This window comes from Ectothiorhodospira magna (assembly GCF_900110965.1).
GTDB lineage: Bacteria > Pseudomonadota > Gammaproteobacteria > Ectothiorhodospirales > Ectothiorhodospiraceae > Ectothiorhodospira > Ectothiorhodospira magna.
Genome location: NZ_FOFO01000013.1, coordinates 14531 through 27176, shown reverse-complemented (window position 1 = coordinate 27176; position 12646 = coordinate 14531). Strand labels below are relative to the sequence as shown.

Annotated in this window: 9 protein-coding genes and 1 other RNA gene; 7 read left to right on the top strand and 3 right to left on the bottom strand. The window is 59.9% G+C overall.

From position 1 onward, the window contains the following. Positions 1-4: 4 nt before the first annotated feature. A complete protein-coding gene (gene motA / locus BMX62_RS06610; protein WP_090206235.1) occupies positions 5-862 on the bottom strand; it encodes a flagellar motor stator protein MotA in 858 nt (285 codons plus the stop codon). 118 nt (positions 863-980) lie between these two features. Between motA and BMX62_RS06605 the strand changes: the two genes are divergently transcribed. Next, positions 981-2459 carry an HDOD domain-containing protein gene (locus BMX62_RS06605; RefSeq protein ID WP_090206232.1) on the top strand — a complete coding sequence of 493 codons (1479 nt, stop codon included), beginning with the start codon at positions 981-983 and terminating at the stop codon, positions 2457-2459. On the opposite strand, the gene ispG is transcribed toward BMX62_RS06605, so the two are convergent. After that, positions 2456-3700: a flavodoxin-dependent (E)-4-hydroxy-3-methylbut-2-enyl-diphosphate synthase gene (gene ispG / locus BMX62_RS06600; RefSeq protein WP_090206229.1), complete on the bottom strand. Its 1245-nt coding sequence runs from the start codon at positions 3698-3700 to the stop codon at positions 2456-2458. The two genes, BMX62_RS06605 and ispG, sit on opposite strands and share 4 nt — an antisense overlap. A 131-nt stretch (positions 3701-3831) precedes the next feature. Between ispG and ffs the strand changes: the two genes are divergently transcribed. From ffs to BMX62_RS06580, 4 genes are all read left to right on the top strand, one after another. Continuing rightward, positions 3832-3928: signal recognition particle sRNA small type (gene ffs, locus BMX62_RS06595), an RNA gene on the top strand. A 120-nt stretch (positions 3929-4048) separates the two neighbouring features. Continuing rightward, positions 4049-4825, top strand: coding sequence for an FKBP-type peptidyl-prolyl cis-trans isomerase (locus tag BMX62_RS06590; protein WP_420795814.1), 777 nt, complete (start codon positions 4049-4051; stop codon positions 4823-4825). 20 nt (positions 4826-4845) lie between these two features. After that, complete coding sequence (purU, locus tag BMX62_RS06585) at positions 4846-5703, top strand: formyltetrahydrofolate deformylase (RefSeq protein ID WP_090206226.1); 858 nt, start codon at positions 4846-4848, stop codon at positions 5701-5703. Positions 5704-5776: 73 nt separating this feature from the next. Then, positions 5777-7654, top strand: a complete 1878-nt coding sequence (locus BMX62_RS06580; RefSeq protein ID WP_090206224.1) for a phosphoenolpyruvate carboxykinase (GTP) — start codon at positions 5777-5779, stop codon at positions 7652-7654. A 53-nt stretch (positions 7655-7707) separates the two neighbouring features. Here BMX62_RS06580 and BMX62_RS06575 read toward each other — a convergent pair whose 3' ends face one another. After that, the gene (locus BMX62_RS06575; protein ID WP_090206220.1) at positions 7708-9036 is read right to left on the bottom strand and encodes a helix-turn-helix transcriptional regulator; all 1329 of its coding nucleotides are present in this window, start codon (positions 9034-9036) and stop codon (positions 7708-7710) included. Positions 9037-9262: 226 nt separating this feature from the next. On the opposite strand from BMX62_RS06575, the gene BMX62_RS06570 reads away from it, so the two are divergent. Both BMX62_RS06570 and BMX62_RS06565 read left to right on the top strand, forming a co-directional pair. Next, the gene (locus tag BMX62_RS06570) at positions 9263-10312 is read left to right on the top strand and encodes a S41 family peptidase (RefSeq protein WP_162273512.1); all 1050 of its coding nucleotides are present in this window, start codon (positions 9263-9265) and stop codon (positions 10310-10312) included. 86 nt (positions 10313-10398) lie between these two features. Further along, positions 10399-12609 carry a PepSY domain-containing protein gene (locus BMX62_RS06565; RefSeq protein WP_090206213.1) on the top strand — a complete coding sequence of 737 codons (2211 nt, stop codon included), beginning with the start codon at positions 10399-10401 and terminating at the stop codon, positions 12607-12609. Positions 12610-12646 lie beyond the last annotated feature (37 nt).

The following is a 12646-nucleotide window of genomic DNA, read 5'->3' as shown; positions in this document are numbered from 1 at the left end:
CTGTTTACTCCTTGTTGCCGCGCAGGTGCTGTTCCAGCTCGACGAAGCTGGGACGCATGTCGGAGTTCATGGCTTTGCGTCCGAATTCCACGGCCACCTGGGGGCTATAGCCCTGGACATTGGCCAGGATACAGGCCTTGAGTACCGCCATGTATTTGCTTTCTTCCTCGGCTCGCCGCTCCAGGGCATTGCTCAGGGGGCCAACAAAGCCGTAGGCCAGCAGGATACCGGTGAAGGTGCCTACCAGGGCGGCAGCCACCAGGCCGCCGATCTTGTCGATGGGGCCATCCAGGGCGCTCATGGTATTGACGATGCCCAGCACCGCAGCCACGATGCCGAAGGCAGGCAGGCCGTCGGCCACCCGGCTCACCGCGTGTGCCGGCTCGGACACCTCGTGGTGGTGGGTTTCAAGGTCGATGTCCATGAGGTTATCCAGCTCAAAGGAGTTCATGCTGCCGCTGACCACCAGGCGCATATAATCGGAAATGAACTCCACAGCGTGATGATTTTTCAGCACCTTGGGGTATTTTTCGAACAGCGGGCTGTTTTCCGGTTCCTCGATATCGCCCTCGATGCCCATCAGTCCCTCTTTGCGGGCCTTGCTGAACAGGTCGTACATCAGGCCCAGCAGTTCCATGTAGTCGTCTTTTTTATAGACCGGGCCGGCCATCAGCTTGGGAATCAGGGTGGTGACCTTGATGATGGTCTTCATGGGATTGGCGATGATGAACGCCCCCAGAGCAGCCCCCAGAATGATGACGAACTCATAGGGTTGCCAGATCAGGATGAGCTGTCCGCCGTGGGCGGCCCATCCGCCCAGTACGGCGACGGTGACGATGATGGAGCCAAGAATGAGATTCACGGGCCGCTATCCTCCTGGTGCCTGGCTAGGGCTTGGGCTGGCTTGGATGCAATAAACCAAGCCATAATAACCGAATGTACCTGTGTGAAACACCGTTCAGTCCAAAGGGGGCGAACTGATGGCAACACCAGAACCCGAAGCGTGGATCAGTGCCCTGGGTGATTATGCCTTGCCGCTGCTGCCCGGTACACCCGCAGTGCTGGAGGGACTGGAGTCCGATCAACTGTCGAGCATGCGTGTGTTGGGTCGCCTGATTCAGTGGGATGTGGGGCTGGCGTTGCGGGTGATCCGGGTGGCCAATGAGATACCCCATCGTCATTTTCGCTGCGAAGTGGCGGGGCTGGATGAGGCTGCCATGATGATCGGTATTCGAGGGGTGCTCGGCTGCATGAACGCGCTGGCACAGGCAACATCCGCCAGTCCGGCAGATCCTGTCCGTTATGCCGGACTGGCTGCCCAGGCCAGCTATGCCGCCCTGCTGGCAGAACGATGCGGGGCATTGCGGCGAGACATGGTACCGGGGGAACTGGCTCTGGCCGCCCAGCTTCATGGTCTGGGAGAATTGATGCTGGTGGCCCATCAGGGAGATTGTCTTGCCAGCTATCTTGACCTGATGGCACAGGATGAGACGGTCTCTCCTGATGAGGCACGTGATGTGACCCTTGACGAGACAATAAACCCGGTAAAGATAGGGCAGCAACTGGCGACCCGTTGGGCCTTGCCGGAAATGACCCGGCGCTGCATGTTGCCGGCCAATGCCCGACATCCCCGCAACCTGGGGGTGATGCTGTCGGCACAACTGGCCCGGGAAGCCATGCGCGGTTGGCGTTATCCAGGATTGGGGCGTGATCTGGAACTGTTGGCGGACTGCCTGAATATTGATCTGGAGACGCTGGTGATGCATCTCAATGAGGTGTCCGGGGAATTCAATCTGCAGGTGGCGCTATATGGTGTGTCCCCGGTGCCTGAACTGGACCTGGAGCAGGTGATGAGGCAGCGCAGCGGCGATGTCATGTCGCCCTTGCCGGCCCTTTGTCTGGCACCCCGGTTACGGCAGGCGGGCCTGGCTGCCAAGCGTCTGCAGGCCGGGGATCTGGCCGATGAGGACGAAGTGCTGTCAGTATTGCTGACCGGATTGCATCATGGTCTGGGTTTGAGTCGGGTGGTCTTTGCCCGATTGCGGGAGGGGGACTGCCGTCTGGTGGTCGAACGTACCGCCGGAGTCGATCATGAGCCGGGTTTCTGTCGCCTGAGCATGGATATGGCCGATGGAGAACTGTTGTCGGTATTGATGAAACGGCCCACCCCGTTCTGGCTCAACCAGGAGAACATGGAGGACATCTGGCCCAAGGTGCCCGACGCCCTGCGCCGAGCCAGCGGCGTCAGAGCATTTTTTATCCATTCCCTGTTTGTGGGGGATAGGCCGTTTGGCCTGATCTATGCCGACCGGCGTTTTCAGGCCTGTGCCCTGGATCGGCGACTGTTATCGGGGTTTAGCCGTTTGGTGACGTTGGCGCAACAGGAACTGGAGCGGCTGGACAAGGCGGGGGCTGACCAGCCTCAGCCCCGGCAAAAACCCGTAGGAACCCTGAGTTAATTTGAGGCATCCTTGCCGTAGCGGCGTTCGATGTACTGCTCCACCAGACGCTGAAATTCCTCGGCAATGTGATCGCCCTTGAGGGTGACGGTTTTTTCCCCATCCTCGTAGACCGGGGCCACCGGCATCTCGCCGGTACCCGGCAGGCTGATGCCGATATCGGCATGTTTGCTTTCGCCGGGGCCATTGACCACACACCCCATCACTGCCACGGTCAGTTCTTCGACGCCGGGGTAGCGCTTGCGCCACTGGGGCATGTGGTGACGGATATGGTTTTGAATATCCTGGGCCAGGTGCTGGAAATAATCGCTGGCGGTGCGACCACAGCCGGGGCAGGCCACCACTGCCGGGCTGAATCGGCGCAGCTCCAGGCTTTGCAGGATTTCCTGGGCTACGATGACTTCCTTGACCCGCTCGGCTCCCGGTTCCGGGGTGAGGGAGACGCGGATGGTATCGCCGATGCCCTGCTGCAGCAGCACTGCCAGAGCGGCGGTGGAAGCGACGATACCCTTGATGCCCATGCCTGCCTCGGTGAGGCCCAGATGCAGGGGGTAGTCACAGCGGTCGGCCAATGCGGTATAGACGCGGATCAACGGTTGTACCCCGCTGACCTTGCAGGACAGCAGGATGCGATTGTGGGGCAGGCCAATGTCCTCGGCCCGTCGGGCGCTGCTCAGGGCGGATTCGATCAGCGCCTCACGGTTGATGTCCTGGATGTCCAGGGGCTGATGGCGTCGGGCGTTATCGTCCATCATCCGCGCCAGCAGCTCCTGATCCAGGCTGCCCCAGTTGACGCCGATGCGTACCGGCTTGTCGTAGCGACAGGCCATCTCGATCATCTGGGCAAACTGGGTGTCGCGCCGGGCGCCCCGGCCCACATTACCCGGATTGATGCGCAGTTTGGCCAGGGCCTCGGCGCAGGCTGGATACTTGCTGAGCAACCGGTGTCCGTTGAAATGAAAATCCCCCACCAAAGGCACATTCACGCCCATGGCATCGAGTCTGTCACGAAGGTGAGGCACAGCAGCGGCGGCTTCTTCGGTATTGACCGTGATGCGCACCAGTTCCGATCCGCCCTGGGCCAGGTCGGCCACCTGCCGGGTGGTTTTTTCCACGTCGGCGGTATCGGTATTGGTCATGGATTGCACCACCACTGGGGCATCACCACCGACCACCACGTGACCTACAGGGACGGGGACAGTGACATGGCGACGATAACCGGGGATATGGGTAGAAGCCATAATGGGCGCCTTCAAGCGTTCGAATCTCGGGAGGCGGACATCTTATCAGGATTTGGCGGATAGATGCCTTGGTTGACGATGCTGGCCGCACACCCCATAATTCCCGCTCCTGTTTGAGTTATGGTGACCTGCATCGGTCCCCTCGCGACAATAAACTGTGAACTCCGCCAGGCCCGGAAGGGAGCAACGGTAACAGTGGACTTGGGCGCCGGGGTGTGGCTGGTGCGGGTTGCCACCCTTCCTTGTTCTGCACATCGCTTTTTATGGCGGGGCTGGTTTTGTTGCCCCCGGCGCCGCTACCATGGGCGCTCATTGGGTGTATCTATCAATGGAGCGTGTGCTGTCGTGATTCGATCTTATATTTTCCCGTGGCTGGCCCTGATTCTGGTTGCCGGCAGTGTTGGATTTGCCCCGGTGGCGGCTGGTGAACTCCAGATCCGTGATCTTGAAGTGGGCGATGGCCTACGGGCCGATCGTCACCATGCCGTGCAGGTGCATTACACCGGCTGGCTGGAGGACGGCACTGCCTTTGATTCCAGCCATGACCGGGGCGAACCGTTGTCCCTCATCCTGGGGCAGGGGCAGGTCATTCCTGGCTGGGAGATGGGGCTTGTGGGCATGCAGGCGGGTGGCAAGCGGGAACTGATCATCCCACCTCGTCTGGCCTATGGTGAGCGGGGTGCAGGTCAGGTGATTCCGCCCAATGCCACCTTGCGCTTCGAGGTGGAACTGGTGACCGTAGCGCCGCCGCCCTTTGTCAACGTAACCAATGACGAACTGGCCGCACACCTCGCCGCCGGAGTCAAGATCATTGATATCCGCCGCCCGGAAGAATGGCGTGAAACCGGGGTGGTGGCGGGGAGCTACCTGATCACCGCCTTTGATGCCAATGGTCGTTTCATGCGTAGTTTTCCCCGGCATCTCTCCCGGATCGTGTCACGGGACGAGCCGGTTATCCTGATTTGCCGGGTGGGTAATCGCACCGGCGTACTGGCCCGGTTCATGGCTGAGGAAGCGGCCTACCCTCAGGTGATGAATGTCACCGACGGCATTTTGGGCTGGCTGGAGGAAGGGCGTACCGTGAGTCGTGATTGCCCCAGTCTGCAATCGGGTCAGCGGTGTTAAAGGGGCCGGAGAGTTTGCCCATGTCCCTTCGTCGCTATCGCTTGATCATTTCCTGTCCTGATCGGGTGGGCATCGTGGCCGCCGTAAGCGGTTTTCTGTCCCGCCATGGTGGTTCCATCACCGAGGCCAGCCAGCATTCCGATGTGTCTACCGGCTGGTTTTTCATGCGTTATGAGATCGATGCCGACAGGCTGCCCTTTGAAATGGACGGGTTTCGTCAGGCCTTTGCCCCCATCGCCGAGGCATTTGCCATGCATTGGCAGATCACCGACACCCAGGTTCCCCGTCGGGTGGTGCCCCTGGTGAGCAAATTGGACCATTGCCTGACGGACCTGCTTTATCGCTGGCGGTCCGGGGATTTACCCATGGATATTCCCTGTGTGATTTCCAATCACGAGGACATGCGGGCCTATGTGGAATGGCACGGTATTCCCTATCACCATATTCCGGTGAACCCCCAGGACAAGGCGGCGGCTTTTGCCCGCATTGCCGAGCGGGTGGACGAGGCCAGGGCCGATGTGGTGGTATTGGCCCGCTACATGCAAATCCTGCCTCCAGACCTGTGTGCCCGTTATGCAGGGCGGGTGATCAACATCCATCACAGCTTTTTGCCCTCCTTCGTGGGTGCCCGACCTTACCACCGGGCTTTTGAGCGGGGCGTGAAGCTCATCGGCGCCACGTGCCATTACGTCACTGACCAACTGGATGAGGGGCCGATCATCGAACAGGATGTGATTCGGGTTCGCCATGACGATGCAGTGGATGACCTGGTGCGCCTGGGCCGGGATGTGGAGCGGGCCGTGCTGGCCCGAGGGTTACGTTACCATCTGGAGGACCGGGTGCTGGTGCACGGCAACAAGACCGTGGTGTTTGATTGATGGGTGCAATAGCGGCCCGACTGCGCTAGGCTGGACAGCTACGGACTAAACCAATCAAGTATTGAGAGGTTATATGAGCGAGCAATCAAGAACCCAGTCACTTCCCAGCGCCGATTACGCCAGCGAGGTCAAGCATGCAGCCTTGTTGCGCTGGGTTCAGGAGATGGTGGAGCTGTGCAAGCCGGATGCAGTTTACTGGTGTAACGGCTCTCAGGAAGAATATGACTTCTTCACCGGGCAACTGGTGGAACAGGGCACCTTCATCCGTCTGAATCCGGAAAAACGTCCCAACAGTTTCGCCTGTTTTTCCGATCCCAGCGACGTGGCCCGGGTGGAGGACCGTACTTTCATTTGCAGCCTGCGCAAGGAAGATGCCGGCCCCACCAACAATTGGGAAGACCCCAAGGTCATGAAACAGACCCTCAACGGGTTGTTCGATGGCTGTATGCGGGGCCGTACCCTGTTCGTCATCCCCTTCAGCATGGGGCCGCTGGGGTCGCCCATCTCCCAGATCGGGGTGGAACTGACCGATTCTCCCTATGTGGTGGTCAACATGCGCATCATGACCCGCATGGGCAGAAAGGTCATTGATCTTTTGGGAGAGGACGGGGAATTCGTCAAATGCCTGCACACAGTCGGGGCACCCCTGGCACCTGGGCAGCAGGATGCCAAGTGGCCTTGTAATCCGGACACCAAGTACATCGTTCATTTTCCCGAAGAGCGCTCCATCATGTCCTATGGCAGCGGCTACGGCGGCAATGCCCTTCTGGGCAAAAAATGCTTTGCCCTGCGTATCGCCTCCTCCATGGCCCGTGACGAGGGCTGGCTGGCGGAGCATATGCTGATTCTGGGGGCAGAGTCTCCAGAGGGAGAAAAGACCTATCTGGCGGCCGCTTTCCCCAGTGCCTGCGGCAAGACCAACTTTGCCATGATGATTCCCCCCAAGGAGCTGGAGGGCTGGAAAATCACCACGGTGGGCGATGATATTGCCTGGATCAAGCCCGATTCCAGTGGTCGGCTCTACGCCATCAATCCCGAGGCGGGTTACTTTGGTGTGGCACCGGGTACCAACTACAAGACCAATCCCAATGCCATGGAATCGATCAAGTGCAACACCATCTTCACCAACGTCGGTGTGACCCCGGACGGAGATGTGTGGTGGGAAGGTATGGGCGACGAGCCACCCAAGGGCACCATCACCTGGACCGGTGCCGTCTATGATCCCGCTTCGGGCAAGCCCGTGGCTCACCCCAACGCCCGCTTCACGGTGCCTGCCAATCAGTGCCCCAGCATCGACCCGGAATGGGAAAATCCCAAGGGGGTGCCCATCAGCGCCTTTATTTTCGGCGGACGCAGAAGCACCACCATTCCCCTGGTTTATCAGTCTTTCAACTGGAATTTCGGCGTCTATATGGCGGCCACCATGGGGTCCGAGATGACTGCAGCGGCCTTTGGCAAATTAGGCCAGGTCCGTCGTGATCCTTTTGCCATGCTGCCCTTTGGCGGCTATAACATGGGGGATTATTTCAATCACTGGCTGCAGTTTGGTCGGGATTTGCCCTGTCCGCCGCGTATTTTCGGCGTCAACTGGTTCCGCAAGGATGAGCATGGAAATTTTGTTTGGCCCGGATTTGGTGAAAACATGCGGGTGCTTAAATGGATCATTGACCGGGTACATGGCAGGACTTCGGCGGTGGAAAGTCCCGTCGGCTGGATGCCCCATTACGAGGATCTCGACTTCAAGGGGCTGAATTTCTCCATGGAGGATTTCGATAAGGTGATGGAGGTGGACCGGGAAGCCTGGAAGGAAGAGCTGATGGCCCACGAGGAGCTGTTCTCCAAGCTCTATGACAAGTTACCCAAGGAATTTTTCTTCACCCGGGAACTGTTACTGTCAGGTCTGTGGCGTTCCCCGGAGCACTGGCACCTGGCGCCTGAGCGGGAGGTATGAAACAACGGCCCCTGGGTATGTCCAGGGGCCGGTTTGCCGGGGTGATCGAGAGATTACCCCGGATTGGGGTCCGACGATGGCTGGGAGACGGCGTTTGACTGCCGGATCAATGCCAGCAGTTGGTGTCGCCGGTAGACGCCGGTTTTTTGAAAGATTCGGTGCATGTAGGTTTTCACCGAAGACTCCGAGATGGCAAGGGTATGTGCCACCTCCCGATAGGTTTTATCCATCAGTACCAGCAGCAGAACCTGCTGCTCCTTTTCCGACAGCAGCGTGGCAAAATGGCCAGGCAGTTCAACCGTTGCCCTGGTGTCTGGGCCGTTTGGCGGTGCTGGTTTGTCTGTCGGGATGTCATGTTTTTTTGCCCATGGAAAAAACAGGGTCAGTACCGCCATATTCAACAGGACCAGCGCGATGAAGGCTGTGGTTTCTGCCGCACCACCTAAAATCAGCGCCAGCAGTTTCCCCATCAGGATACCGGCACATAGGGTACCCACACCCAGGCCAAAGGCCCGGATCAAATCGGTTCGGGTCAGGACCAGGGACAGCATCAGCAGATCCACAATGCCAGCCCCCAGCATCATGAGGAACATGGCGCTATGGATACCTGCCCCCGCAGGCAACAGGGACCACAGTCCAAAGGCTACCAGGGCCACAAGTACGCCCACCAGCATGGCCACCGGGTAGGTATGTCGCAGCAGCCAGAGACAACCCAGGGCGCCAATACCGTAAAAAATGATCTCCAGACCTGGCACAATGGCATGGGTTTCATAAGCAGGGATCATCCCCCCGTACATCAACCCTGCAACAATCTGAAACACAAAGATAAAAGGCAGGTAAATGTACAGTTGCCCCATGTGCCCGACCTGATCCGTCTGTGCCATTGAAGGCGGCTGGGGTCGGGGCAGCAGGCATAACAGCAGTACACTGACCAGAGCCAGTTTAAGTTGAAGGGACAGGGGCGCCAGGATCAAGGCCAGAGCCAGTCCATTACCGCCAGCCAGTGCCAGGGCTGCCGGAGGCACGGGACGTTGGCAGCAGCGAAGATATTCCAGCATCCGCAGGGAAACCGGGGCGGACGTGATCCCCAGCATCAGCATCAGGACAAGGCATCCGGTGCCATGACCTTGTAGTTCCAGGGCCAGCAAGCTCAGGCCTGCCGTGGTGATGACCCCAAAACGAACCACTTTCTCCAGAAAGACTGGTGCCAAACGGTGACCCAGTGTGCCCAGGGCGATCACTGCAATCACATGGGATGCCAAAAACCAGGGCATCAGGTGTTCCTGGGTCAGTAACGCGCCGGACATGGGCAGCATGATCAGCCAGACAATGTAGAGGGAAGCATTGAAGATGGGCTGAACCTGCTGGCGGGCAAGCGTCATGAAATGTTCCCAGGTTACTGATATTACTGGCAGTCTACAGCATAGTTGACAGGGTTCCAATTTATGGTTGACACGGTGATGACTGTATTGAAATCCGGCAACAGCGGATAAATAAACCCATACCGTATGGCTGCTGTTCTTTGGCGTTGACCCGTACAGGCGGGGAAAATTGGTGATGCTGACTTGTCTGACACTGATTGGTGAGATGGCCTGGGGGGGTGGCAGGATGGCGCCACCATTGGATGAAATTCGTCAAATCATGCGCGAGCGGGCCCTCTATCCCCCTTCCGAACCCGCACTGCGCAGCCTGTCCAGCGCGACCCTGGCGCAAGACCTGCGGGCCGTGGACCCCCTGGCTCAATATTTTCCTGCAGGGACCTGGCCTTCTTCCATGCTCAGCTGCAATGGACAGGTGGGTGTCGGCATGGATGTGGTTTTTCAGGACGGCCAGGTGTTGCTGTCACCCTATCGGGGCGGAGGGGCCGATCTGGCCGGGGTTCGGGAAGGCATGCAGTTACTGCAGGTAGATGGCATGCCGGTGGTGGGGTTGTCACCCCGCGGATTGGTGAGTCTGCTCCAGGGGGAAGAAGGCAGTGTAGTGACCTTGAGCCTGTTGTCACCGGATGCTGACGGGGCGCCCAGGGTCCACCCGGTGACTCGCCAGTCATTTCAGCCTCTGGAACAGGTGCCGGCAGGACCCACCGGAGAATCTGTGTTGCAGATTCGGGATTTCATTGGTGGTTTGACCCGCCCGGCATTGCTGGCGGCGTTGGAGCAGATGGGAGAGGATCAGACGCAGGCAGGGAACATGCCCTTGATTCTGGATTTGCGTCATGCGGGTGGTGCGGATCTGTTTGAGGCGCTGGATCTGGCCGGCCTGTTTTTGCCGACTGGCGCCGTGTTGGGCTGCATGCAGGGGCCAGACGGCCATCCCACGATTTTCCATGCTCCGCCGGGAGGGCGGCTGGATATCCCCCTGGTGCTGTGGGTGGGGCCAGAGACTGTCAATGGTGCTGAAGTGTTCGCCGGTGCGTTACGGCACCATGGCCGAGCCAGGATTGTGGGTTCCTGCACCCCCGGTCAATGGAGTTGCCAAAGTGATATTCGTCTGTCCGATAGTTCCGTGCTGCGGCTGACCAGTCGCATGGTCAGGCCGCCTGACGGGGAAGGTTTTGCCAGTGGCGGTATTCGTCCCGATGTGGTGGTGAACCGTGAAACACTGGAAGATTTGAGCCAACTGCTGGCGCTGTCCATGTTGCCTCAAGAAGCCAGATAGGCAACAGCCTGTTGCAGGGTGGTATCAGACCGGCGTACAACGCGTGTACACTGGTCGGGTACTCAATCCGGCAGGATTTTTTCCTGATGTCTTTGCACTTTAAAGAGGTGCTCCGCTGGCTGCATCGCTGGGTGAGCTTGATCCTTTTTCCCTTGTTCGCCCTTATCATCGTCACCGGGGCGATTTTATCCTTTGATCCTGTTCTCGATGATTTGCGTTCCGGGCCTGCGGCCAGTGCGCCGGCGGATGCTGCCGCGCTGGTGCAATTGCTTGATCAGGTGGACCCTGGGCAGCGGGTGCGGTCTGTGGTGGTGGAAGAGGGCGGAGTGGTATTGCTGGAGTTTCGTCAGCAGGGCCGCTCCCGGTTTGAGGCCTTCGATCTGGATACCGGGGAAGCGCTGGCCCTTCGCGGCGAGCAGGGTGATTTCTTTAATACTGTCAAGCATCTGCACAAGGATTTATTGCTCAATGCTGCCATCGTGGTGGAGATCGCCACCTACCTGATGGTGCTGGTGATCATTGTCGGCCCCTTTCTGGCCTGGCCCCGGTTGCGCCGGACTCTCATGGGCTGGCATGGGGTGGGCGGTTGGATCGCCCTGCCGCTGGTGCTGATGGTCTCGGTGACCGGGATTCTCATGTCCTTGCACATCGGCACCCCCCAGTTGCCGCCACAGCATCCAGATGATCGGCGTATGGGCATGGCACCTGCCATTGAGGCTGCCATGGCCGCTGGTGATTTGTCCGGTGTCAGGGCCGTGGATCGTTTCAAGAATTCGGCGGCAGCGGTGCAAGGTGTGGATTCTGTCGGCGAGGCAGTCTACATGGTGAGCCATCATGGGGTGATCCGGCAGGATCGCTTTCCAGGGTTGGTGACATCCCTGCATGAAGGCACCTGGGCCGGTGCCTGGTCCGGCTTGCTGAATCTGCTGGCGTCTATTGTGTTGATGGGGTTGATGGTGACAGGGCTTTGGTCCTGGGCTCGCCGTATCCGTCAGGGTCGCCGCCGCAGTGGTGACGAAGACGCGGATATTCTGGTGGCCTATGCCAGTCAGACCGGGACCGCAGCCCGGCTTGCCGATCTGACCCGGCAGGCCCTGCAGGCGGGAGGTGCCCGAGTGATGCAGGCTTCGGTGGCGGGGTTGTCGCCGGTGGAATTCAAGGGATTTCGTCAGGTGTTTCTGATTGCATCCACGGCGGGGGAAGGACAGGTGCCGGAACAGGCCCGTTCGTTTCTCAAGGCCCTGGAGGGGGCGGATCTGGCCGGTTGCCGGTTTTCCGTCCTGGCCCTGGGGGATCGTGGTTATACCCACTTCTGTCGGGGGGGGGAGCAATTGCGGTCGGCCCTGATGGCTGCCGGAGGCGAGGAAGCGTTGCCCATGGTGAAAGTGGACGGAGATCCGGCGGCGGACTGGCGTCGGTGGCTGGATCAGGTGGCCGCCCTGCTGGGTATGGGGCTGGGAGACGTGGCGGCGCCCCAGGGAGATCAGTCGGTGCGGCTGACCCTGCGGGAGCGTCGCCAGCTCAATGACCCGACCGACCCGGATACCCATGAGGTCTGGAGCCTGCGGTTTGAAAGCGCCGCGCCCCTGGCGTACCGGCCGGGGGATCTGCTGCTGGTGCGGCCTGGTGTCGGTGAGCCGGCGCGACCCTATTCCATCGGCAGTACGCCGGAGGATGATCCACATTCGATCCTGCTGACCGTGGCTCTGGTGACCCATCGGGAGGCGGATGGGACGCAGCGGCTGGGCAAGGCCTCGGGTCTGCTGTGCCGACAGCTCAAGGAGGGCGACGTGCTGGAGGGACAATGGCGTGCCCATCCGGATTTCAATCCTCCCGAGGATCCGAAACGACCGATGATCATGCTGGCTGCCGGTTGCGGGATTGCCCCGTTCATTGGCTTCATCGCCGAGCAGGCCCGACGGAAATCCCGCCGACCCGCCTGGCTGATCTTCGGCAATCGCAAGCGCGGGGGGGATTTCTTTCATGGTGAGAAACTGGAAGCCTGGCATCGGGACGGGTATCTGGAACGGTTGGATGCGGTGTTTTCCCGGGATCCGGACGGCGGCGGATATGTGCAGGACCGGCTGAGTGACGCGGCTGATGCACTGATGGACTGGGTGCTGGACCGGGACGCGGTGATCTACGTCTGCGGCAATGCCCGGACCCTGGGGGAAGGGGTGCGAACGACCCTGGCCCGGAGTCTGGCGAGCCGTGAGGGGATGACGCCGGATCAGGCGGCCCGGCGCCTCGGGGAATGGGAGGCCGCCGGCAAGCTGCGGATGGATCTGATCGACTGAACGGCTCGATGGTATCCTGTGTCCTTCCGCCGACCGC

Excerpts from the sequence above, each read along its gene's own strand:
- BMX62_RS06570 (WP_162273512.1), top strand. The coding sequence starts at position 9,263 with ATGGCGCCACCATTGGATGAAATTCGTCAAATCATGCGCGAGCGGGCC.
- purU (WP_090206226.1), top strand. The coding sequence starts at position 4,846 with ATGTCCCTTCGTCGCTATCGCTTGATCATTTCCTGTCCTGATCGGGTG.
- BMX62_RS06580 (WP_090206224.1), top strand. The coding sequence starts at position 5,777 with ATGAGCGAGCAATCAAGAACCCAGTCACTTCCCAGCGCCGATTACGCC.
- ispG (WP_090206229.1), bottom strand. The coding sequence starts at position 3,700 with ATGGCTTCTACCCATATCCCCGGTTATCGTCGCCATGTCACTGTCCCC.
- BMX62_RS06605 (WP_090206232.1), top strand. The coding sequence starts at position 981 with ATGGCAACACCAGAACCCGAAGCGTGGATCAGTGCCCTGGGTGATTAT.
- BMX62_RS06575 (WP_090206220.1), bottom strand. The coding sequence starts at position 9,036 with ATGACGCTTGCCCGCCAGCAGGTTCAGCCCATCTTCAATGCTTCCCTC.
- BMX62_RS06565 (WP_090206213.1), top strand. The coding sequence starts at position 10,399 with ATGTCTTTGCACTTTAAAGAGGTGCTCCGCTGGCTGCATCGCTGGGTG.